The organism is Atopobium deltae (assembly GCF_001552785.1).
Taxonomy (GTDB): domain Bacteria; phylum Actinomycetota; class Coriobacteriia; order Coriobacteriales; family Atopobiaceae; genus Atopobium; species Atopobium deltae.
Window position 1 is genome coordinate 222,393 of sequence record NZ_KQ959487.1, and the last position, 22,535, is coordinate 244,927.

Annotated in this window: 18 protein-coding genes; 1 reads left to right on the plus strand and 17 read right to left on the minus strand. The window is 53.3% G+C overall.

Going from position 1 to position 22,535, the window contains the following annotated elements; genetic code table 11:
* Window position 1: 1 nt before the first annotated feature.
* The 12 genes from HMPREF3192_RS02660 to rplM all read right to left on the minus strand — a co-directional run bounded on the left by HMPREF3192_RS02660 (window position 2) and on the right by rplM (window position 14,815).
* On the minus strand, window positions 2–913 hold the full coding sequence (locus HMPREF3192_RS02660) for an amino acid ABC transporter ATP-binding protein (RefSeq protein ID WP_082715578.1): 912 nt from the start codon (window positions 911–913) through the stop codon (window positions 2–4).
* Window positions 913–2,454 (minus strand): amino acid ABC transporter permease, encoded by a 1,542-nt coding sequence (locus tag HMPREF3192_RS02665; protein ID WP_082715579.1) that lies wholly within the window; start codon window positions 2,452–2,454, stop codon window positions 913–915. The genes HMPREF3192_RS02660 and HMPREF3192_RS02665 overlap by 1 nt, the downstream gene beginning before the upstream one ends.
* A 213-nt stretch (window positions 2,455–2,667) precedes the next feature.
* The gene (locus HMPREF3192_RS02670) at window positions 2,668–3,639 is read right to left on the minus strand and encodes a transporter substrate-binding domain-containing protein (RefSeq protein ID WP_231723337.1); all 972 of its coding nucleotides are present in this window, start codon (window positions 3,637–3,639) and stop codon (window positions 2,668–2,670) included.
* Window positions 3,640–3,940: 301 nt separating this feature from the next.
* Complete coding sequence (tsaD, locus tag HMPREF3192_RS02675) at window positions 3,941–6,376, minus strand: tRNA (adenosine(37)-N6)-threonylcarbamoyltransferase complex transferase subunit TsaD (protein ID WP_066305165.1); 2,436 nt, start codon at window positions 6,374–6,376, stop codon at window positions 3,941–3,943.
* A gap of 140 nt (window positions 6,377–6,516) precedes the next feature.
* Window positions 6,517–7,053: a tRNA (adenosine(37)-N6)-threonylcarbamoyltransferase complex ATPase subunit type 1 TsaE gene (tsaE, locus tag HMPREF3192_RS02680; protein ID WP_066305079.1), complete on the minus strand. Its 537-nt coding sequence runs from the start codon at window positions 7,051–7,053 to the stop codon at window positions 6,517–6,519.
* A gap of 11 nt (window positions 7,054–7,064) precedes the next feature.
* Entirely contained in the window at window positions 7,065–8,237 is a 1,173-nt protein-coding gene (gene alr / locus HMPREF3192_RS02685; protein ID WP_066305081.1) for an alanine racemase, read from the minus strand.
* Between the two features lie 4 nt (window positions 8,238–8,241).
* Window positions 8,242–9,954 carry an NAD(P)H-hydrate epimerase gene (locus HMPREF3192_RS02690; RefSeq protein WP_082715581.1) on the minus strand — a complete coding sequence of 571 codons (1,713 nt, stop codon included), beginning with the start codon at window positions 9,952–9,954 and terminating at the stop codon, window positions 8,242–8,244.
* Between the two features lie 9 nt (window positions 9,955–9,963).
* Window positions 9,964–10,605 carry a holo-ACP synthase gene (gene acpS, locus HMPREF3192_RS02695; RefSeq protein ID WP_331696492.1) on the minus strand — a complete coding sequence of 214 codons (642 nt, stop codon included), beginning with the start codon at window positions 10,603–10,605 and terminating at the stop codon, window positions 9,964–9,966.
* 5 nt (window positions 10,606–10,610) lie between these two features.
* On the minus strand, window positions 10,611–12,458 hold the full coding sequence (glmS, locus tag HMPREF3192_RS02700; RefSeq protein WP_066305083.1) for a glutamine--fructose-6-phosphate transaminase (isomerizing): 1,848 nt from the start codon (window positions 12,456–12,458) through the stop codon (window positions 10,611–10,613).
* 73 nt (window positions 12,459–12,531) lie between these two features.
* Entirely contained in the window at window positions 12,532–13,866 is a 1,335-nt protein-coding gene (glmM, locus tag HMPREF3192_RS02705; RefSeq protein ID WP_066305084.1) for a phosphoglucosamine mutase, read from the minus strand.
* A gap of 109 nt (window positions 13,867–13,975) precedes the next feature.
* On the minus strand, window positions 13,976–14,371 hold the full coding sequence (rpsI, locus tag HMPREF3192_RS02710) for a 30S ribosomal protein S9 (protein WP_066305086.1): 396 nt from the start codon (window positions 14,369–14,371) through the stop codon (window positions 13,976–13,978).
* A 3-nt stretch (window positions 14,372–14,374) separates the two neighbouring features.
* Window positions 14,375–14,815, minus strand: a complete 441-nt coding sequence (gene rplM, locus HMPREF3192_RS02715; RefSeq protein WP_066305088.1) for a 50S ribosomal protein L13 — start codon at window positions 14,813–14,815, stop codon at window positions 14,375–14,377.
* A 304-nt stretch (window positions 14,816–15,119) separates the two neighbouring features.
* Here rplM and HMPREF3192_RS02720 point away from each other — a divergent pair, with 304 nt between their 5' ends.
* Window positions 15,120–16,118 carry a lipid II:glycine glycyltransferase FemX gene (locus HMPREF3192_RS02720; RefSeq protein ID WP_066305090.1) on the plus strand — a complete coding sequence of 333 codons (999 nt, stop codon included), beginning with the start codon at window positions 15,120–15,122 and terminating at the stop codon, window positions 16,116–16,118.
* A gap of 173 nt (window positions 16,119–16,291) precedes the next feature.
* On the opposite strand, the gene lsrF is transcribed toward HMPREF3192_RS02720, so the two are convergent.
* From lsrF to HMPREF3192_RS02745, 5 genes are all read right to left on the minus strand, one after another.
* On the minus strand, window positions 16,292–17,170 hold the full coding sequence (gene lsrF / locus HMPREF3192_RS02725; RefSeq protein WP_066305091.1) for a 3-hydroxy-5-phosphonooxypentane-2,4-dione thiolase: 879 nt from the start codon (window positions 17,168–17,170) through the stop codon (window positions 16,292–16,294).
* 207 nt (window positions 17,171–17,377) lie between these two features.
* A complete protein-coding gene (locus HMPREF3192_RS02730) occupies window positions 17,378–18,499 on the minus strand; it encodes a substrate-binding domain-containing protein (RefSeq protein ID WP_066305092.1) in 1,122 nt (373 codons plus the stop codon).
* Window positions 18,500–18,576: 77 nt separating this feature from the next.
* Complete coding sequence (locus HMPREF3192_RS02735) at window positions 18,577–19,650, minus strand: ABC transporter permease (RefSeq protein ID WP_066305093.1); 1,074 nt, start codon at window positions 19,648–19,650, stop codon at window positions 18,577–18,579.
* Window positions 19,650–20,726: an ABC transporter permease gene (locus tag HMPREF3192_RS02740; RefSeq protein ID WP_066305094.1), complete on the minus strand. Its 1,077-nt coding sequence runs from the start codon at window positions 20,724–20,726 to the stop codon at window positions 19,650–19,652. Before HMPREF3192_RS02740 ends, HMPREF3192_RS02735 begins: the two co-directional genes overlap by 1 nt.
* A gap of 11 nt (window positions 20,727–20,737) precedes the next feature.
* Complete coding sequence (locus HMPREF3192_RS02745; RefSeq protein ID WP_197414546.1) at window positions 20,738–22,318, minus strand: sugar ABC transporter ATP-binding protein; 1,581 nt, start codon at window positions 22,316–22,318, stop codon at window positions 20,738–20,740.
* Window positions 22,319–22,535 lie beyond the last annotated feature (217 nt).

The following is a 22,535-nucleotide window of genomic DNA, read 5'->3' on the forward strand; positions in this document are numbered from 1 at the left end:
ATTACTCCTCGGTAGATGAAGCGATAGCATCGCTCGAAGCGATAGCATCGCTCGATGCGTTGGTATCTTCCAGATAGCGCGCCAAAAATTCGCGCGTACGCTCGTGCGCGGGATTCGTAAAGAGCGTATGCGGATCGCCCTGCTCGGCAATCACGCCTTTGTCCATGAAGAGCACCTTGTCCGAGACGTTTTTAGCAAAATCCATTTCATGTGTGACCACTACCATGGTCATGCCCTGGGCCGCGAGGTTGCGCATGACATTAAGCACTTCGCCGACGATTTCGGGGTCAAGTGCGCTGGTCGGCTCATCAAAAAGCATGAGCTCGGGCTCCATGCATAGAGCGCGCGCGATGGCGACACGTTGCTTTTGACCGCCCGAAAGCGAGCTAACCGACGCTTTTGCGAAGTCTACAAGCCCCACAGCTTCAAGGTGCTCAAGCGCCACTCGTTCGGCTTTGTCCTTGGACATTTTTTTGAGGACCGTTGGCGCCAAAGTGCAGTTATCCAGCACGTTAAGATTGTTGAACAGGTTAAAGCCCTGAAACACCATGCCAATTTTTTCGCGGAGTTTATCGACATTCACGTGGCGAGCCGCCAGATCCTGCCCATGGAACCACACGTGGCCCGAATTGGGCGTTTCGAGCAGATTAATGCAGCGCAGCAGGGTCGACTTGCCGCTTCCCGAGGTACCAATGATGGTTACCACCTCGCGCGGCATAACCTCAAGGTCAATGTCTTTGAGCACCTCGTGGGTGCCAAAACTTTTACGAAGGTTCTCGATTTTAATAACGGGTGTTACCTGCGCGTCGCGTGTGGCGTTCGCATCCTGCACGCCATTCTCGGCACCAGCCTCCGCACCCGCAGCCTCGGCGGCCGCCGTACGAGACGGACGAAAACTACGAGATGTCACCATTATTTTTCCTCCTCCCAGAAAGCATCCTTGTTGCGCTTATCGACCACCTTAAACGTGTGGGCGATCTTCTCTTGCGCCGTCTTCAGGAATTTTTTCTTTTCTTGGGTGGTTGTATGCTCATGCATCCACGCATCTTTTTGCGCCTGCTGCGCGTCTTTTTTGCGCTGCGCCTCGGCCTTTTTCGCCGCACGCATATGAGCTTTCATTTCGGCACGCGCACGTTTCCGTGCGAGCTCCTCGGGCGTCAACGCCTGTACCTCCACCTTGCGAGGATCGGCTTGGGCCCCCGCCACACCCTGCGTGTGGATCATATCCGATGTCGATAAGACCAATCCAGGCGACGGCACTTCCATGCGCCGTGCCAGCGCGCTCAAAATTCTTGATGCGATCATCGTCAACACAAGGTAACACAGGGTGGCGACGGCATAGACCTCCAGCTGACGATAATAAATGCCCGCGACCGTCGTGGTAGCAAACATCAGGTCAAACACGCCGATGACCGATAAGACCGACGAGTCCTTAATATTGACAACGAGCTCGTTGGAAAGCGCGGGGATCGCATTTTTGATGCCCTGCGGAAACACAACGCGCGTCATCGATTGCCATTGCGATAAGCCCAACGAACGCGCCGCCTCATTCTGGCCCTTATCGACAGCCTCGATGCCACCGCGAAGGACCTCCATCATGTACGCGGTTGAGTTCAACGAAATCGTTACGAGGCCAGCCACAAAGGTGGACCACAGCGCGCCTACCTCAGCCGCCGTCATACCACCCGAGCGCAAAATCGAAAAGCCCGCAAAGTAAATGAGCAGCGACTGCACCATCATCGGGGTGCCGCGCACGACCGCCGAATAAAACTTCGCGAACCACACGCCCACCGTCTTCAAAAAGCGGACAAAATCGTTGTCGGGGCGGTCGATTTGTTGCGTGCGCAAAAATACCAGCAGCACCGCTAAGAAAAATGCGATGATCGTACCAAAGAGTGCCAGTTCAATGGTGGCGAGAATACCGCGCAAAAAGACGCCTCTCCCCTGGTACACCATGTAAATAGCCCCTGGCAAAAAGCCTTGCGGATTCGCATCGGCTCGCACGCTGCCCGCCACAATAAAGGCGAAGCTCACGACAATGCGGTCGATACAAAAAATCAGAGTGATGCCCAACACGAGCATTGCGTACAAGCGCACAAAACTCTTGAGTGGCTCTTTGACAAAAATGGACGTCCTCGCGTAATCGCGCCAACTCACGAGCTTATTGAGCAACGCAAACGATGCCAGTCCCAAAAAAGCGAGGAGCACATAGTATAAGATGCACTCAAACGAATAAAATGGCGCCAAAAAACTCCACGGACTACGAACCTGGCTCGAAAGCCACATTCCAATACCAGCAACAACACTGGTACTTAAAAAAACGTACCGATGGTCTGCGGCAAGAAAACGCACAATGGGTGAGGCAGGTGCCTCATCGGGGATCGCAGCAGACGCCTTGGTAGTCACCGCGGCGGTCCTAGCTGGAAGTGGTTCTTCGCCTTGTTGATTATTCATTTTGTATTCCCCTTATTAGAATGCAATCTGAAACTTGCAAAACCTTGCATTGGTAACGCACAAACTGGTCGCGCACAGCAGCTGGTCACATGCAAAACGCGCAGCACAACGGCAAAGCCCACGCACAAATGGGAAAGCTCACGCGCCACGCATGGCAGCACAAACGCCTCGAGCGCTCAAACGCTCGAGAAACAGCTGCACTACCCCTGCGTATTACGTTGGTTGCCGATCAATGCACGCATCAAAAATTTCTTTGCGCCTATCGAGCGATACTCCTTTAAAAATCTTATTAAGTTTGGCAAGAAGCTCGTCCTGACCCTTCTTAATGCCTGCGTTACAGGGGATGGTCTCTTTAAAGCCTTCTCCCTTGGCAAACGAAACGGCAACAAGATTGGGATTGACGCGTAAAAGTCCTTTTTCATTCTCGGTATTAAAGGTAATGGCATCGCAAGTACCTTGATTGAGTTGAGAGAGTTGCGAGGGCACCGACTCAACAGGTGTAAGGTGTTTTACCTGCGGAATCTCGTCAATAACGGTGTCGAGCAAAGTGTCTTTTTGGCCAAGTACCGCCGCGCCCGAAAAATCTTTAAGCGAGCGCGCCGATGCGTAACGAGAGTCCTTTTTCACGAGCAGACCAAAGCCACCCTCAAAATACGGATCAGAAAAATCAATAGCTTGACGGCGCTCATCGGTTGTCGACATGCCCGCCATAATAATATCGATCTGACCGTGGTTCAGCGCGTCGATAAGCCCCGAAAAGGCCATCTTCACAGCGACTGCTTCCAGGCCAAATGCCTTCGCGACAATTTTGGCAAACTGCACGTCGTAGCCATCAGCATAAGCGCCTTGCACATTTTGGATGGGGATGGTCGTGTCGGATGCGGTGGAAGTTTGCCAGTTATATGGCGCGTATGCAGCTTCCATGCCTACACGAATAATTTTGCCATCGCCAAAGGAAATGCCGTGCGATTTTTTCTTGGGATTTTTTAATAAATCAACAGTACCTTCTGGTGCGGGACCACAACCCGCTAATAAGGAAAGACCAGTGGTAGTTATGAGCAACGTGCCAGAAAGCGTAAGAAACGTACGCCGAGAAAACATATGGGGACCAGCGGTGGGTAGCACCCGGTATGACGTGTTTGGCGCAGATCTATGTGACGAACCATCATTTTTGCTATGAGACATTTCTTCCTTCTTTCTAGCAAAAAAGTGTGTTATCCCTTCCGCATACACAGCCGAAGAAAACCCATTTTTCTTCCCCTTGCAAACAATGCGTGAAAGCTCTGCATGTTATTACGCTAGTGTAGCGATCTTTTGGGCCAAAAACGATTAAATTTTATAAACGGTCATATACCGTTAATAGACGGTAGCAAAAATAAGCTATTTTCGATTTTATTGTGCGATTCAAGCGATTGCCCGTGCGAGTTTCTCGCTAGCCACGTGATCTTATCGCCAGGCGCGTGATCTTCTCGTCGAGCGCTCGATCTTATCGCCAAGATTTCGCAATCGGCGTGTACGTGTCTGACCAGGTCCCAAGCGTAGCGTGGGGATCGGCGTCCAGCGTGAGGGGCACAAACTGCTTCGCCTTGTAATTGCGCAGGGCACAGACAGCAATCATCGCGCCATTATCGCCACAGACCGACATCGGGGGCACGGTCACGCGCACACCCATAGCACCAAACTTTTTGCGATACTCTTCGCGGAGCTGCGGATTTGCCGCCACGCCACCGCCAACACAAAAGTCGCGGACGCCTGTTTCCTTAACTGCGGTGATCGCCTTGGCAACCTGGACATCAATGACAGCCGCCTCGAAGGAGGCCGCCAGATCGGGCAGGTTAATGGGACGACCCGCCTTGTTCTCGCCCTCAATGTAGGTTATGACTGAGGTTTTAAGGCCAGAAAGCGAAAAACGATAATCGTGGCTGTGCATCATCGCGCGCGGAAAATGAATGGCTTTTTTGTTGCCTTTGGCAGCAAGCTTGCTGATCACGGGACCGCCCGGATAGCCAAGGCCCAACGCCTTCGCGACCTTATCAAACGCCTCGCCCACCGCATCGTCAATGGTGGTGCCCAAAATGTCGTAATCGCCCCAGTCGCGCACGTGCACGAGCATGGTGTTGCCGCCCGAGACAAGACTCGCAATAAACGGCGGCTGCAGATCGGGCGTCTCGAACAAATTTGCCAACAGATGCCCCTCGAGATGGTGTACAGCAATAAGCGGCAAGGCAGCACCCGCACAAAGTCCCTTCGCAAACGCAACGCCCACAACGAGCGCTCCCACAAGGCCAGGACCTGCGGTAACACCAACAGCGCTTAAGTCAGATGGTTCCAAGGTATTGCAGCCGAAGTGCGCTCCTGCTTGCGCCATGAGCTCTTCGAAGACACCCACGATGGCTTCTACATGCTTACGAGAAGCGATCTCGGGAACGACGCCGCCGAAGCGCGCGTGAAAATCGAGTGATGTTGCCACGACGTTGCCACAGATTTGTCCTGTGGAGTCGATGATGGCCATGCCTGTTTCGTCGCAGGACGATTCTATCGATAAGACCAAGTCACCTGCAGCTTTGAGTGCATCGAGCGTTTTTTGGCTGCGCGCCTCTGCCACGATGGGCCAGGGGCGGATTGATGCCTGTGGGCGTGCTGCAACGAAAGCGGAGGTTGCTGTGGGCGCCGTGGACGCTGTGGACGCTTGGTCGAGCCCTGCCAGCGGCAGCACCGAGCGCATAATCAAGGCATCGCGAGAAGGCCCATAATACTGAGGACGTGTTCCTACCTGCACAAAGCCGAGCTTCTCGTACAGCTTACGAGCGGCTGTGTTGTGCTCATATACCTCAAGCGAAATGGTTTGCGCATTGAGCATGTGCGCATCGTACGCAAGGCGCGCAATCAGCCGTGCCGCAATGCGGTGACGACGATGGTCAGGATGGACATCCACCGTCAAAATTTCAAAATCATCGCCCGCGAGCATGCCGCCCGCCACCGCAATAATGGTTCCCGTATCGTGCGCCACCCACCAACTGCGACCATCCGAGCTAAGCTCATCCGCAAAGTTCTGATAGGTCCACGCCTGATGCGGCGAGCCCTCAAAGCAAAGCTCATCGAGCTTGTGCACCGCTTCAAGATCGTTAATGCTCATCGGGCGAAATTGCAAGTGCCGATCAGCCAGCACGTCAGCCGTCCCCGTCACAAAAACCGAGGCAGGTGCCTGCATGCCAAGGCGTTTACGCTCGTTTTCTTCTGCATCCGACAAGCGCGTATAGACGGGCAACACCAGCGCTGGGTCACCATTGGCTCTATCGAGAAGAACACCTAAGCTTGCGTATCCACGCATTAGGCCTTCGGATGAGGGATACCAGAGTTTCTCGTCATCGCACACATATAGGCCTGCCTCTTCAAAAGAGGCGCGATGTTTAAGAAGTCCGTCGCCCACAAGTTGCAAGCTCGATGCTTCGGGCAGCTCAGCCCATTTTTGCGCCGCCTGGCGCGCTTTACACACCGTCTCGGTTGGAAAACGGCGATGTGCACCTGCGTCATCAAGGGTATAGAGCCCTGGGTACACTTCGCCGCGCATGGCATCGGCAACGACGCCAACGTTTCCGCGCAGGCCCGCTTTCCACGCTGACCACGCAACGCTATCGAGCGTAGAGGCTCCATACAGCGCGACCTTTGCGCTGCAGGCAAGGCCCTTGGCAGTGGCAATACCAATACGCACGCCCGTAAACGAACCAGGGCCGCGGCCCACCACAATGCCCTGCACGTCGCTCATTGTAAGACCCACATCGGCAAGCGCTTGTTGCGCCGTGACAATAAGTTCGACGTTTGCCTGCCGTCTGCACGCATGATCGCGCACCGCAAGCATGTTGACCTGATCGTGCTCGTGGGTGTGCGTGCGGTTCCACTGTGCTACGCCGCAGACCAACATATCGGATGAGGTATCAATAACAAGCACGGTTTGTGTCTGCGGTTGTGGTTGCGGATCGTGTCCTAATTGCGCTTCGTGCTCTCGTTGCACTTCGTGTGGTAGTTCTGCCATATATCCTTCATTCATGCTCTTGTAAGAGCTTATACATCAAAGCGCTGAGCAAGTTGCTCCACTAATTGAGAAGCCCGTGCCCCGCGAGGGTGTAAGCTAATACGACGCGGTGGCTCTATACCAGCTGCTACCTCGCTATCAAGACGCGTGAGATACACATCAAGCCCGTCGTCGCCCAGTTCATCCAAAAATTGTTCGCCCCATTCGATAACACAGGGACCATCTGCCCCCAGCACATCCCAAAGACCTGTATCTCCGAGTTGCTCCGCATCGTTTAAGCGATATAAATCAAAGTGATACAAGGGCAAGGTTGTGCCCTCGTAGACCATCTGAATGGTAAAGGTTGGACTCGTCACTTCTTCATGCACGCCCATCCCCTGTGCAATACCCTTGGTCATTTGCGTTTTCCCGGCACCAAGGTCTCCCGTTAAAACGAGAACATCGCCTGCCTGCAAGCAAGCACCAAGCTGTATGCCAAAGTCACACGTTGCGTCGCAACTCGTCGATATATAGGTATGAGCATCGCACTTTTTGATGCCCTCAGATGGCAGAGCTTCTGATGTCATATTGGTGCCTCTTACACGTAGACCTTCTCGAGGCGCATGCCAAAGTTGCAGGTCACCTCATAGTTAATGGTGTTTCGCAGTGCAGCTATATCGTCGGCCGTAATGCTGTAGTTATCGTCTGAACCCATAAGAATGACGTGGTCACCGATCGCAACGGGACGCTGCTGATTGTAACTGCGACTGGTGAGGTCGACGGCAAACATGCACTGGTCCATGCAAATGCGACCAACCTGTTGACAGAGCTGACCTGCGGCAATAACCTGCATCTTGTTTGAAAGCACGCGCGAAAGGCCATCGGCATAGCCCACGGGAATGGTTGCAATTTGTATATTTTGCTTAGGCACACGATAGGTAAAACCATAGCTCACGCCATCGCCGACCGCAGGAATATGCGTACGTGTGACGCGCGCATGCACACTCATCACAGGGCGAAGATCAATGTAGGGCATGGTGGTTTGTGCAGCATGCAGACCATACAAGCCAATGCCAACGCGGCACATGTCGTGCTGCGTTGCGGGATGCAAAATGGTTGCAGGCGTATTGTTGCAATGCACTAATCCGTGCTCAAGACCTGCGTCCTCAAGCGCCGAAACCGCATTCATAAAACGAGAATACTGCAGGTCAAAGTCCCATCCCTGCAGCTCATCGGCAGTAGCAAAGTGTGTAAAAATGCCCGCACACTCCAAACCGCGATGAAAATCGATCATTTGACGAAATTCCAACACGTCTTGCGGCTGCAAGCCAATGCGGTTCATGCCTGTGTCAACAACCAAGTGGTACGATGCCACGCGATGCGCAAGTGATGCTTGTTCGCCCAGCGCAAGGGCAAAATCCTTAGTATAAACGGAGGGCATGATGTTATATTCCAGCAGGGCAGGGATCGCCGTGGCGGGCGGTTCCGATAAGACCAAGATGGGCTTGGTAATACCAGCCTTGCGCAGGGCCACACCCTCCAAAACGGTCGCAACCGCAAATTGATCCGCCCCCGCGTTTGCCATGATTTTTGCGCAGGTCGCGGCCCCATGCCCGTAGGCGTCGGCTTTGACAACACACATCATTTTTTTGCGAGGAGCAATGCAATTGCGCCAAGCGCGGGTGTTATAGCGCAAGGCTCCCTGATCAATTTCTACCCACGACCAGCGGGTATCGGGCGCATAGCTTGCATCGGGAGAATAGCTTGCCATAACGCTACAGCTCCTTATGCTTGTGAGATCTTCTGAGTTCGCTCGTGGCATCAATGTCGTTGGAGGTGTTTTGTGCGTCAGCGGTCACGGCGCTCACAGCAGAGTCACCATCGTCCGTGCCGCCCACCGCGACCAGGTGCTCCAACGCGTCGGTTGCGCGCCCAAGCTGCTGCACTAAATCGTTGGCCATAACGCCGCGAGTTCCAAAGGTCTTCTCGGCAAGAAGGGCACAACGAGCATGAATCTCGCAGGCAAAGGCGCAGAACAGCGGCAACTGAGTCGGATCGATGGCTGCTTTTGCGAGGCGCGCGGCAATAATGCCCGCAAGCACGTCGCCCGACCCAGCGGTCGCCAACGATACGGGACCTGGCTTGGGGAGCACAGCCGACTCGACGCCCACGCAGGCAGTTGCGTTGCCTTTTGCCACAATGGTAAATTCCGAGCCGCCGTCGGCCCACACAATGCGACGCGCCGCCTCGAGTGCCGAGGTCAACGAGTCGGGAGGCGTGTCGGGAAGCCCCATGAGGCGTCCCAGCTCACGGCGGTGCGGCGTCAAAATCAAGGGTGCATTGCGGCGCACAAGCTCGGGGTAATTATCAAGGCGATTCTCGGTAATGCGCGCCAAACAATTCAGGGCATCCGCATCCATGACAAGCGGCACCTTGACGCCCAACAGGCCCGAACACAGCGAGGTGGTCGCGGCCGTTACGCGTATGCCGGGGCCCACCAACACACAGTCTGCGCGTTCGGCAAGTTTGACGATAATATCGTGTGCTTCTTCCGAGAAGGTCCCCGTGTCTGCATCGTACGGGCAGGGAATGACAGGGATTTCGACAAGTTGTGTTTGTACGATACCTGCAATGCAAGCAGGTACGGCCAAGCTCACATAGCCCGCACCAGCGCGTGCTGCGGCACGTGCTGCCAAAATTGCAGCTCCAGGATAGCGAGAAGATCCCGCCACGACCAATACACAGCCTCGTCCATACTTATCGGCCACAGCAGTGGGCATGGGTAAGATGTCCAAGTAATCGCTTGTCTCGCAACGCCAAGCAACGGGATCGGCCTTTAAGACAAACTCTTCGGTTTGTTCGGCAAGCGGTGCAATGACGATGGAGCCGCAAGCATCACGGCCCTTATCGGCCAAAAGGCCTGGCTTGAGCGCAATCATGGTTACGGTGACATCGGCGTAGATGCAAGCGCCGTGTATGTGGCCCGTCTGCGCCGAAAGTCCGCTGGGAACGTCGACAGCCACTGCAGGCACGCCGCTCATGTTGATAGCATCGATCCAAATATTAAAAGGTGCGGTGGGCGTCTCGCGAAAACCAGTGCCGAGCATGGCGTCAACCACAACGTCTGTCGTGAAGAGAAGCTCCTCGAGCTGGGCACGTGGAGGCGCAACTTGCACAACCACACCTGCTGCTACCGCACTGCGGGCAGCCACGAGCGCCAAATCGCTCTGCAGCGACTCGGGTGCCACGGGGCTCACCACCGTAGGAACAATGTCGTAGCGCAGCAACTCTTCAGCTGCAACCCAACCGTCACCACCGTTGTTACCCATACCTACAAAAATAAGTGCTCTACGGACACCATCCATATGCGCCACTTCTTGTGCAACCGCCAAACCAGCACGGTGCATAAGCTCGGAAATACTTATGCCAGAGCGATTCAAACTGGTTTCGACGAACTTAATGTCTTCGACATTAAGAACTGGTTGCATAGCGCATCACTACTCCTTGCGTGAGATATTGTCGTTGTCACTGCGGGCGGCGTTGTTATTAGTATTATACGTGCTCTTACATGAGCTGACATTCTCAATTTGCATATGCTCAAGCTCGTCGAGGACGCTGCGTGCCTCCCTAAACGAAGCTGCGAGCTCGGCTTTTTGATCGGATTTCTCGTCGAGCTTGGGGCGCACCTGCTCAGTCACGGCAACAGCATTGGCAATAGCGACCTCGTGGGTGAACGAAAGCGAAAGTGCGATTTCTAAAACCCCCTGCTCTTGCGCAATCTGCGCCGCTTTTCTTTGCAACAGCGCCAAGGGCTTTCCGTAACTGTCATGCGAAACCGAAATATCCTGTGCGCTAATCCCTTGCGAGAATCCCGTTCCTAGCGCTTTGAGTATGGCTTCCTTCGCTGCAAAACGGCAGGCAAAATGCTGTGCGGGGCGCGCCTTTGCCTGGCAATAGGCCCGCTCTTCGTCGGTAAATAAACGCTTCGCAATGCCAGGCGTGCGCGCAAGGGCACGCTCCATGCGAGCGATTTCAAAAATATCGACTCCTACACCTGCAACCGCCATGACCTTCTCGCCTATTCCACCTCGTGTGCTCGAACGAACTACTCGACCGCCGTACTCATCCAACGCGCTCAAACGAACTATTCCACCGTAACCGATTTTGCCAAGTTGCGGGGCTTATCGACATCGCAATGACGCGCCAAGGCAACGTAGCGAGCCAACATCTGCAGATGCACAACCGCCACGATGGGCATAAACAAATCCTCGCTCATCTGCGGAATCCACAGCACGTTGTGGCACAGCGCCGCCACATCGCTGTCGTGATCGGTCGCCACCGCAATGCAATGCGCACCGCGGGCAATAACCTCTTCGATGTTCGAAATGGTCTTATCGTGCACCTTATCCTGCGGCACAATGGCCACCACGGGAAAGTCCTTTTCAAGAAGGGCGATGGGGCCGTGCTTCATCTCGCCAGCGGGATAGGATTCGGCGTGCAAATAGCTGATTTCCTTGAGTTTGAGGGCACCTTCGGCAGCGGTGGTGGCATTCACGCCACGACCCAAAAACAGGCTGGAGCTCGCATTGGCAAAGGCGCGCGCGGCAACCTTGTCCTGCCAGCTGCGTGTCAGCACTTCTCGAATAAGTGACGGCAACTCACACAGCGCCTCAAACTTGTGCTTCACCTGCGCAAGATCCATATGATGTGTACGATGCGCGATGTACAGCGCTAGCAAAATGGCTGCAACCATCTGCGCCGTGTAGGCCTTCGTGGAGCATACGCATACCTCGGGACCTGCTTGGATGTACAGCACGCCATCGCTTTCGCGCGCGGCCGTTGAGCCTAACACGTTAGTAATCGCAAAGATGCGCGCGCCGAGCCCCTTCATCTTGCGTGCGGCCGAAAGCGTATCGGCCGTCTCGCCCGATTGCGAAATAATGACACACAGCGTGTGGTCGGTGACCAGCACGTCTTGGTAGATAAATTCGGAAGCGGTTTCGACCACCACGGGAATGCGCGCCCAGGTCTCGATGACGGTACGGGCGATAAGACCCACGTGGTAGCTCGTGCCACAAGCGACAACATAAATGCGGTCGATGGCAGCGACTTCGTCGTCGCTCATTTTGAGCTCGTCAAGCACGATGCCCTTCTCGGAAAGGCGATCCTTGAGCAAGCGCTCCAAGGCGTCGGGCTGTTCGGCAATCTCTTTGGCCATAAAATCGGGGTAGCCGCCCAAGGTTGCCGCGGAAGCCTCCCAGTCGATGGCATAGGTGCTGGGATGCGTCACAACACTACCATTGGACTCAACGACGTGGACGCCACCTTTACGAGACAAGCGCGCAAGCTGACCGTCTTCGAGCTGAATCACCTCGGCAGCCTTGCCTGCGAGCGCCGAAACATCAGAAGCCGCATAGACGCCATCGGCAGCTTGAGCAATAACCAAAGGCGAATGATTGCGTGCAACAACAATCTCGTCGGGAGCATCGGCGCACAGCACCGCAAGGGCCCATGAGCCGCGCAAACGTCCGCAGACAATACGCACGGCGTGCAGCAAGTCGCCCTTCGCGGGACCACGCATGGACTCCTCAATAAGATGGGCAATAACCTCGGAGTCAGTGTCGGAGACAAAACTATGCCCTGCTGCAAGAAGCTGCTCTTTGAGGCTGCGGTAATTCTCGATAATACCATTGTGCACGATGGCAATACGGCCCGTGCAGTCGAGATGCGGGTGGGAATTTTTGTCCGAGGGTGCACCATGCGTTGCCCAGCGTGTGTGGGCAATGCCAGCCGTCCCCAACAGATTGGCAGTCGAGGCCCGCTCGGCCAACACCGAAACGCGGCCAACGCATTTCACGCCATGGAGGCCGCCATCGACAGAAAGTACTTCAATACCTGCGGAGTCATAGCCACGATACTCCAGGGCGGCTAGTCCTTGCAGCAAAAATGGGGCGGCCTGTTTTGTGCCAACATATCCAACGATTCCGCACATACAACCTCCTGTGTATACGGGTACGACTGCAGAGTATGCATCGCGCGCTTACGCCCGCAAGCGTGCGCGCAGTCTATGCAAACTGCTTAAGCGCAGCGATCACAATCTTGTTTGCTTCTTGACAGAGTTTCTCTTCAGGGGCTTCGGCCAACACGCGTACCAACGACTCGGTTCCCGAGGCGCGCACCAGTACACGGCCATTGCCCCCCAAGAACTTCTCGGCCTGCTGCACTGCCTGCTGCACCTCTGCAGAGGCCATGGCCTGGTACTTATCGGCCACGCGAATATTATCGAGCTGCTGCGGATACAACGTCACGGGACGCACGAGCTCAGAGAGGGTTTCGCGCTCTGCACGAATGACCTCCATGATGCGTAGGCTGGTCATAATGCCGTCGCCCGTGGTTTCCAGATCACCGAAAATGATATGACCCGACTGCTCGCCGCCCAGCGAGTAACCATGTTTACGCATACAGGCGTAGACGTTTTTATCGCCCACGTCGGTCTTCTCATACGCAATGTGCGCGACATCAAATGCTTTGAACAAACCAAAGTTAGACATAACTGTCGGTACCACCGTGCCCGCAGCCAAGCGCCCGTGCTTGTTTAAGTATTTGGCGCAGACGTACAGAATGAGGTCGCCATCAACCACGTGGCCGCGCTCATCAACCGCAATGCAGCGGTCGGCGTCGCCGTCGTAGGCAAAGCCCACGTCAAGACCCTGCTCTACCACATGGCGCTGGAGCACCTCAATGTGAGTGGAGCCAGAATCGACATTAATATTAAAGCCGTTGGGGGTGTTATTAATCACGCGAACATCGGCGCCCAGCGCGTCAAATACGGGCTTCGCAACGCTGGAAGCAGCACCGTTGGCGCAGTCCAGACCAACCTTAACGCCCTGCAGCGAGAAGTTGGCACTGGAAATCAAATGCGCAATGTAGCGGTTGCGACCCTGCATATAATCAACGGTGCAACCAATCGCATTACCCGTCGCCAAGGGAAGCTCGAACGTATCGTCAATATAATCCTCAGCCTGCTGCAGAACTTCCTCTTCCATCTTGAAGCCCTTGGAGTTGACCAGCTTGATGCCATTATCGGTAAAGGGATTATGGCTTGCGGTAATAGCAATGCCGCAGTCAAAGTTGGCATCGATCGTCTCGTAACACACACCTGGCGTGGGAATGACGTGCAGCAAGTAGGCGTCGGCTCCCGAAGCCACCAGACCAGAAATAAGCGCTGCCTCAAACATGTAGCTCGAACGGCGGGTGTCTTTTCCTATAACAATACGGGCTTTGCGCTCGTTGCGCGCACCATAGTACCAACCAATAAATCGGCCGATTTTGTAGGCATGATCTACGTTAAGTCCTTCATTTGCTTTGCCTCTGAAGCCATCGGTTCCAAAGTACTTCATAGTGCCTCCTGTCATTTTGCTTGTACTATAGTACCCCATACAAAAAGAGGCCCACCACGACGATGAGCCTCTTCTACAAATTTGCAGGAATCGCAGGTTTACAAAAACCTTAGCGCTTCGAGAACTGCGGGCGCTTGCGGGCCTTCTTCAGACCGTACTTCTTACGCTCAACAGCGCGAGCGTCACGGGTGAGAAAACCTGCCTTCTTGAGCTCGGGACGATACTCGCCTGCGGTAAGCAGTGCACGAGCGATGCCCAAGCGCAAAGCGCCAGATTGACCAGAGATGCCGCCACCATCAAGGCGTGCAATCACGTCAAAGTGGTTGACTGTATCGGTAATTTTAAAAGGAGCAAGAGCGCCATCTACGAGGTGCTGACGACCAAAGTAGTCAAGCGCGTCGCGACCATTAACGGTAACCTTGCCAGTGCCGGGAACGAGACGTACGCGTGCGACAGCCTCCTTACGACGGCCTGTGCCAGTGTAAACAGCGGTAGTATCAGCCATCGGTTAAGCCTCCAAATCAATCTTGGTGGGGTTCTGGGCAGCGTGAGGATGCTCCGAACCAGCGTATACATGCAGCTTGCGGTATTGCTGAGCGCCAAGGCGTGTCTTGGGAAGCATGCCCTTGATTGCGTGCTCAATAACTCGCTCGGGGTGTTTTTCCATAGCCTCTTTGTAGCCTACGGTCTTCAGACCACCCAAAAAGCCAGAGTAACGCCAATATGATTTGTGATCAGCCTTAACACCAGTAAGAACGACCTTATCGGCATTAATGATAACAACGTAATCACCGGTATCGGTGTGAGGGGTGTACTGAGGCTTGTTCTTACCACGAAGAATCATAGCAACCTTGGTCGCCAAGCGTCCCAGGGTTGCGCCCTCAGCGTCTACGAGCACCCAGTTGCGCTCGACTTCGCCAGTTTTGGCATAATGAGTCGATTTATTCACGTGACTCCTCCAACATACAGATGCACTCGTTTCTGGACAAACAAGTGCCGCTAATCTTTTACAGAAATTACGGGGCTGTACAAAAATAGCTTTCAAATTATACACCAGCTGCACAAAATAAGCAGCATATCGCCACTTTTGCGCAAGCAATCACGTAATATTCACGCAATCGGAGGTAAGGCATGAGGATCAAACGCGACCAAGCGCGGTCAAACACGGGTCAAACGTGAAGCTCTCTTATCATTTTTGAGAACGGCTTCCGCATACGGCTATAATAAAGCAGCTAAGCGCTTAAAGGAGCACCATGATCACCCTGACCTCTGTAGATTTTTCTGAACTTGACTCGACCGCAAAAGCCCACACCCACACCCTGCCCATCGAGCAAACCAGCGTGTGGGCGCGCTATCAAAACACCATCGACGGACGCCGTCCGTGGGGCGCCTACCTTATACAGCAGAACGGCGAACTTCTCGGCTTTATTTCACTCATCGAATTTACGACACACGGCTATCGTTACCTGCGCTCGATGCATGGTCCTTCGTGGCTAGCAAAGCCTGACGAGAAGACCGAGGCGGCGTTTTTGCAAGCCTTGGTAGCCGACGTCCGCGCGCGCGATCCCAAAGTCGTGTTTTTGCGTGTCGATACTTGGTATGAAGCGATGACCACGCCCGTACTTTCGACCGTGCCTTACGACCAGACTGTCGTGATTTCGCTGGAGGATAGCGACGACGAGATCTTAAACCGCATGAAGAGCCGCGGCCGCCGCGATGTGCGCAAGGCCCTGCGCGAATGCGATGCTGTATGCAGCGACGAGACCGAGCAAGCCTACCAAGATTTTTCGCCCTATTACGCCATTATGCAGCAGACCGCTCAGCGCGATGGTTTTAGCTGCTCGCCCATGAGCGACTACAGCGATATGCTCCAGTCGCTGGGCAAAGAGCATTGCCGTGTTTTTGCCGCACGCTTAGATGGACAGGTGTTGAGCTGGTCAATTGTGACGCTGAGTGGCACGCGCGCCGTGCGCTACTATGCTGGCATGCGCTCTGATGCCATGCGTATGCACGTGACCGATAAGCTCGTCTATTGCGAGTGCTGTTTGCTTGCCCACATGGGCATCAAGGATTATGACCTCATGGGTATCGGAAGCGATTTTGCCCCCTCGCTCAAGCGCTTAAACGAGTTCAAAACAAAATTTACGACTCAGATTACGCCCGTGGCAGCTGGTCGCGACATTGCTGTTCGACCCTTGTTCTACCGCAGTTTGACACTGGCAAAAAAGTTGAAGACAGCACTGGGACGTTAAACGGGAACACTCATTGAGACCTTAAACGGGGGGGCACTCACTGCAGGCCTTAATAAAAACACATCAGCAAAACGCAGGCAAGCATCCACTGCTTACCTGCGCTTTTTGAGTTGCGGATAGTGCACGCCATCGTTTTTTGGAACGTACCTTAGTACGAAAGCACAAAAATCTACTTAGTGTGTTGCATCCTCGAAGAATTCCCACGCCTCAGCATCGCTTGCGCCTTCGTGTACAATCTTGCGAATGGCCTCGGCCATCTGCAAAGGATGTTGACTCTGGAAGATATTGCGTCCCATATCAACACCACGAGCACCTTTTTGAATCACACTATACGCAAGGTGCATTGCATCGCGCTCGAGAAGCTTCTTGCCTCCTGCAACAACGATGGGCACGGGGCACGCAGCCACGACCTCTTCGAAATCTTCGCAATCGTAGGTTTTAACAATTTGAACGCCCATCTCGGCAATAATGCGTGTGGCAAGTTTAAAGAAACGACCCGTGCGCTCCATATCTTTACCAACAGCGCACACACCAAGCGTTGGGATGCTGTAGCGAAAACCCGCATTCACAACCTGACTAAGATTATCAATGCTCGAAAGCTGCCCATCGGCACCAATAAAGGTCTGCACTGCCATGCAGTCAGCATTCATGCGAATGGCATCCTCAATGTCAACAGCCACAACCTCATGCGAAAGATCGGACTGCAGCATCGACGACCCCGAAGTCACGCGAAGGGCAATGCCCTTGGTGATTTGCGGTGGAACGCAACTACGAATCGCACCACGCGTGCCCATAAAGCAGTCAACATAGGGCGCAAGCTGCGGAAGAAGTAGGTCGAGGCGCTCAAGACCAGCCGTCGAACCCATAAAGTAGCCGTGGTCAAACGCAAACATAACCGTGTTGCCACTCTTCGGATCAAAAATATTGGAGAGATGCTTTTGCATACCCCAATCAAGACTATTGGCACCCTTTACATAAAATCCCTCGTTGTAGGCAAAGGGAGTGTCAACGTGATAGTTTTTAGCAACTTTGAGACCGTCAAGATCAGCCATATGCATACCTTCCTTAAGATAGCTCTGCGGCGTGCCAGCACACTGATGCCAGCACGCCACAGAAAAACGTAAAACTTACTCACGAGCTTCTTGACAAATCTGTCGAGAAGCTCGCCTGCTCGGCAGGTGTTACTCAGCACATGAAGCGCGCGCAGATACGCTCATGCACTTCGACAACCCATGACAGCAGTTCATTACAGCAACGCATTAGAATGCGTAGTTGTTCATGTTCTCCTTGGTGAAGACGAGACGCTCGGGCAACAGCACGACGCCGTTGTTCTTCTCGCCCGTCTTGGCGCCCTCGGCAATAGACTCATTGGCCTCAACCTTGACATCACCAATCTTCGGAATGGAGATGGTGTCACCAACCTTAACCTCGTTTCCAGCAGCAAGGTATGCGGCAACGTAGCAACCCATAGCGCCCTGTACTGCGCAGTCCCAAAGACCCCAGTTGTAAATGGTGCCATGCTCGCAGTAAGACTTAATCGACTGTGGGGAAGCAAAACCAGTAATGGTAATCTTCTTGGCATCGTAGCCTTTATTCTCGGCTGCCTGCAGCTGTCCAGGAAGTGCGGTGGAGTCATTGCAGATGATCAGGTCAATGTTGGGGTAGGCGTCCAAAACAGCCTCACCAATGGTGATTGCTTGCTCGGCGTCCTGGTTGGAGTAGTAGTTCTCATGAACATTCTTCCAGTTAGGATATTCCTTCTTGATGAGCTCTTGAGCTGCAACCTGCCAGGAGTTTTGGTCGGTAACCGTAGCCTGGGAGTAATGCCAAACGTAGGTAATCTCGTCCTTCTTAGGATCCTTGCCACGCTCCTTAAGACCAGCAACACCCATGTCAACAAGCATCTTACCCAAAATCGCAGGCGTGCCCTGAGAAACCATGAGCGTACGATCCTCGGGATTGGAGTCAGAGTCCCAGGTAGTAACAACAATGCCAGCCTCGGTAGCCTTCTTCAGGGCGTCAGAAACACCCTTAGCGTCAACGGTCGAAATGCAGATGGCGTCAACACCATTTGCAACAGCCTGATTAATGACGGATACCTGCGCAGAAACAGATGCGGTGGCGTCGCCAAGATAGTTAACCGTAAAGCCCCACTCTTTGGCCTTCTCTTGAGCACCCTTGTTGGCGGACTCGAAGAACGCGTTACCCGTTACCTTTGGGATGAAGGCAACCGTCTTGCCCTTTACATCTCCTGCTTTCTTTTTGTCATCGCCACCCTTCTTGTTGTCGCCACCAGTATTACAGCCCGCAAGAGCAAGGCCTGCCCATACTGCACCCGTGCCAGCCAAACCAATGAAACTGCGGCGAGTCATATCTTGCATAGTGAACCTCCCCCTTCTTCGCTCAGCTTCGTGCCGAGCAATCGGTTTTGAAGCATCGCCCAACATGCGCTTGGACGTTATGCTTCAGTTGACGTGCTGTCCTTTACAAACAGCGATTTCAAAAACGTGCCAATATTTGTACCACTCGTAGCTGCTCTCATGACGATAACAACCACGAGTAAGACACCAACAGGAATGTCCAAATACTGTGGACTTACTTTGAAGCACAACGGCAAACCAAAGCGTAAAAAGGCGATAACAAATGACGCCAAGCAGGTGCCCGCAATCGAACCCTTGCCGCCTGTCGAAAGCGTTCCACCCAATACCACCGCGGTAATGATATCCATCGTAAAATCGGCACCAAAATCGGACTTGGCTGTGCCTAAATACGCGGTGAGCACCGTTCCCGCAAGAGCGGCCGAAAGCGCACTGAGGATATACGTGGACATGATGATGCGACGGCTATTAATACCCGAAAATTCGGCAGCACTTTGGTTGACGCCCACCAGTGTGATACGGCGACCATACTTTGTCTTGTGTAGCAAGACAAAGGCGAAGATGAGCATGACGATGTAAATCAGCAGTTGGAAGGGGATTACCCCCAAAAGCTCGAAGCTCGAGATGAATTTAAAATCATCGGGAAATCCGCCAATGCCCTGATAACTTTCCGTCTTAGAAAGCGTAGAAATAAGCAGCGCGATACCCGAATACAAAAAGCTTCCACCTAGGGTAACGACCATCGCCTGCACACGACAATACGCAATAAAAAATCCCGATAGCGCGCCACAGGCAAGGGTGAGCAACGTCGCGACCGCTACGGCCCCCCAGATGGGCAGCCCAAAATCCTGCCAACCAACACCAATGGTAATAGAGGTCAAACCCACCAGCGAGGCAACCTGAATGTCGATGCCTCCTGTCACCATAACCAGCGTGACAAACAGCGAGATCATAAAAATGGGTAGGCTGTCGTTAATGCTGGTAAAGAGCAGTGCTGGACGCAAAAACTTGGCATTTGTCGAACCAAAAATGACAAACTCGCAGACGAGAAGGGCAATCAAAATAAGGTTCCAGTTTGTCTGTCCGCGAGACAAAAACTCTTTGATCTTCTCGCCAGCGCCGGACGTTACCGCCGCATTGATCTTGTTGGTCATCAGCGCCCACCTTCTCTCGAGTCATGAGGATTTATAACGTCAGCACCAAACTCGTCGATTTGCTGCGCGAGTTTATCGAGCGTAGGCAGCGTCGAAACGCGCGCATTCAGGCGAGCGTGGCGACTCTTGACGATGGTGCGGTGCTGCAACAGCGCATCGACCACGACGATAACAATAAGGATGACGCCCGTAATTGCGTTGTCGTAGTTGGACGAAAAACCCATAAACACCAAAAGGTAGCTAATAGAAGCCATGATGACCGCACCGACTGCGGCGCCAAGCGTAGAACCGACGCCGCCCAACAGGCTGACACCGCCCAGAACGCAAGCAGCAATGGCCTTCATCTCGTAACCGTTACCAGCCATCGGGGTGACAAACCCAATGCGGCTGCAGAACAAAATACCGCCAATAGCAGCAAAAATGCCGCAGATCACATAGGCAGCAATTTTGGTTTGTAAGGTAGGAAGACCCACCAGAGTTGCACCGTTGGCGTTATCGCCCACCGCCGCAAACCAGCGACCTTGGCGAGTCTTCACAAGCGTCAAGTGGATGAGAATAACCAATGCAATAACTGCACAGTAGTACACTGTTAAATTACCGATGCCGGTAACCGCCGAAAAATCTTTAAAGCGCTTGGGCAGGTTCTCGACCCACGCACCGTTGGTATACACATAAATAATCCCGCGTAAAACGCCATTGACGCCAAGGGTAAAAATGAGCGAGGGAGCCTTCATAACAGCAACACCCCACGCATTGACCAGACCGATAAGGGCGCCGAGCACGATGCCCACCGCGATTGCTGCTATAAGAGGCTGCCCATCGCGAAGCATGGTGCCCACCACTGCAGCAACAAGGCCAAGGTTGGAACCAACCGATACATCAATCTCACCAATAAAAAGCGTAAAAGCAACCCCGACGGCTACCAGTGTGTAGACAACCGAGGTATTAAAGCAGGCTGCAATATTGGCGGGAGTCAAGAAAGCTGGGTTAATGGCGCCAACTCCAACAAAGAGCATAAGCAAAAAGATAAGGGCGCTGAAGCCGCGCGCTTTAATGAGGCGTTTTACCACATTCACCAGGAGCCTCCTTACAGACCAAATGCAGCAGACATAAGGTTGTCCTGCGTAATTTCGGATTTTGTAAACTCGCGATTGATGCGCCCGCGATACATCGTAAAAGCGCGATCCGCAAGCTCGATAATTTCTTCCATATCGGAAGAAATTAAAAGGATGGAGACGCCCTGTTTGCGTAGCTCTTGAATAACAAAGTAAACGTCCGCACGGGCTGCTGCATCAATACCACGTGTGGGCTCATCCAAAATAACTACCTTGGGCTGCACCGAGAAGGCGCGCCCAATCACAATCTTTTGCTGGTTGCCGCCAGAAAGACCTCCCACTTCCTGGGAAAGTCCCGTAATTTTCGTACGGAAATTCTCAACATACGTCGAAGAAACATCCCGCTCTTTTTTGTTGTTGAGGATGACAGAACCTAGCTCATGGCGGTTGAGCAGCGAACTTGTGGTATTCTCGGCCACGTCACGAATCAAGAAAAGTCCGTCATTGAAGCGATCCTCGGGAACATAGCTTAAACCTGCAGCGATGATGTCTTTTGTCGACTTACCTGTGATGTCAATGCCGTCAACAAAGCAACGCCCTCCAAGCGTTTTGTCCATGCCATAAATGGTGGTAGCCATCTCGGAACGACCAGCGCCGACAATCCCTGCAAGACCCACAATCTCGCCGGGATACAGCGCCAAATCGACGTCAGCAAAGCCGTAGCCCGTAAAATCCTTGAGCTCAAAGACGGGTTTTCCGCTGTAGTCAATAGCCTTTGCGTCCTGTGTCACTTCGCGACGGATCTGCGCCACATCGGGCGGAAGCAAACCGTGCACGAGATCTTCTCGCGTGAAGTCTTTGACGTCACCGTGCATAGCCATGACGCCGTCGCGCAAAATGCCAACGGTGGTTGCCACCTCAAACACTTCGGAGAGACGATGTGTAATGTAAATAATGCCAATATGTTTTTGACGCAGTTCATCAATAACCGCAAAGAGACTTTTTACCTCGTCAAAGGTTAAGGCACTGGTGGGCTCGTCAAAAATCAAAATCTTGGAATGACGCATGAGGCCGCGAAGAATTTCAACCATCTCTTGTTCGGCGATAGACAGCGTTGAAGCTTTACGCCCAAGATCGAGGTCCCAGCCGATCTCTTGCATGGTCTCGGTTAAACGACGGTTAAGCTCAGCGGCGGGCTGTGTAAAACCAATCGTAATATTTTCGCGCACCGTCATATTGGGAAAAAGCATGGGCTCCTGCGGAACCATGTAAATGCTATGGGCAAGGGCGGCCTTTGGATTAGTAATGTCAACTTTTTGCTGGTCGATAGCTATTTCGCCCTCATCGGCCGAATAAATGCCCATAATAATTTTCATGAGCGTTGACTTACCCGAGCCATTGCCGCCGATAAGGGCAAACACTTCGTCAGGACGCAAATCAAGATTGATTCCCTTGAGCACCGCATTCGAGCGGAATGATTTGTAAATGCCTCGCACGGATAGCAACGGCGCAGCACCGACATCGCTTACGTCGAGTACATCATTTGCTGCGAGCACGTCGGTTGTGCCAAGCGCATTATTTTCGTGCAATGGCTTATTTGAAACATCATCCACAGGCTCTCCTACCCACCAAGATGACGATTACTTCATCTCCTAAGATACCGATAATTTCGTTTGAATGTTGGAGGCGTTGGCTCTGCCGTGCGCTTTGGGGGATGAACGGTAGCATCTTGACGGTAGACGGTATTTTGTAGCACTCTTGAACTATTATATTCATAATTCGCTGTAGAAGTTCACCAGTTATGGTATATCTACCAGTAATTATTAAAAA

What these genes read in the sequence shown, in the direction of transcription:
- HMPREF3192_RS02660 (WP_082715578.1), bottom strand. Translation starts at nt 913, where the DNA reads ATGGTGACATCTCGTAGTTTTCGTCCGTCTCGTACGGCGGCCGCCGAG.
- HMPREF3192_RS02665 (WP_082715579.1), bottom strand. Translation starts at nt 2,454, where the DNA reads ATGAATAATCAACAAGGCGAAGAACCACTTCCAGCTAGGACCGCCGCG.
- HMPREF3192_RS02670 (WP_231723337.1), bottom strand. Translation starts at nt 3,639, where the DNA reads ATGTCTCATAGCAAAAATGATGGTTCGTCACATAGATCTGCGCCAAAC.
- tsaD (WP_066305165.1), bottom strand. Translation starts at nt 6,376, where the DNA reads ATGTTGGTCTGCGGCGTAGCACAGTGGAACCGCACGCACACCCACGAG.
- tsaE (WP_066305079.1), bottom strand. Translation starts at nt 7,053, where the DNA reads ATGACATCAGAAGCTCTGCCATCTGAGGGCATCAAAAAGTGCGATGCT.
- alr (WP_066305081.1), bottom strand. Translation starts at nt 8,237, where the DNA reads ATGGCAAGCTATTCTCCCGATGCAAGCTATGCGCCCGATACCCGCTGG.
- HMPREF3192_RS02690 (WP_082715581.1), bottom strand. Translation starts at nt 9,954, where the DNA reads ATGCAACCAGTTCTTAATGTCGAAGACATTAAGTTCGTCGAAACCAGT.
- glmS (WP_066305083.1), bottom strand. Translation starts at nt 12,458, where the DNA reads ATGTGCGGAATCGTTGGATATGTTGGCACAAAACAGGCCGCCCCATTT.
- glmM (WP_066305084.1), bottom strand. Translation starts at nt 13,866, where the DNA reads ATGAAGTACTTTGGAACCGATGGCTTCAGAGGCAAAGCAAATGAAGGA.
- rpsI (WP_066305086.1), bottom strand. Translation starts at nt 14,371, where the DNA reads ATGGCTGATACTACCGCTGTTTACACTGGCACAGGCCGTCGTAAGGAG.
- HMPREF3192_RS02720 (WP_066305090.1), top strand. Translation starts at nt 15,120, where the DNA reads ATGATCACCCTGACCTCTGTAGATTTTTCTGAACTTGACTCGACCGCA.
- lsrF (WP_066305091.1), bottom strand. Translation starts at nt 17,170, where the DNA reads ATGGCTGATCTTGACGGTCTCAAAGTTGCTAAAAACTATCACGTTGAC.
- HMPREF3192_RS02730 (WP_066305092.1), bottom strand. Translation starts at nt 18,499, where the DNA reads ATGCAAGATATGACTCGCCGCAGTTTCATTGGTTTGGCTGGCACGGGT.
- HMPREF3192_RS02735 (WP_066305093.1), bottom strand. Translation starts at nt 19,650, where the DNA reads ATGACCAACAAGATCAATGCGGCGGTAACGTCCGGCGCTGGCGAGAAG.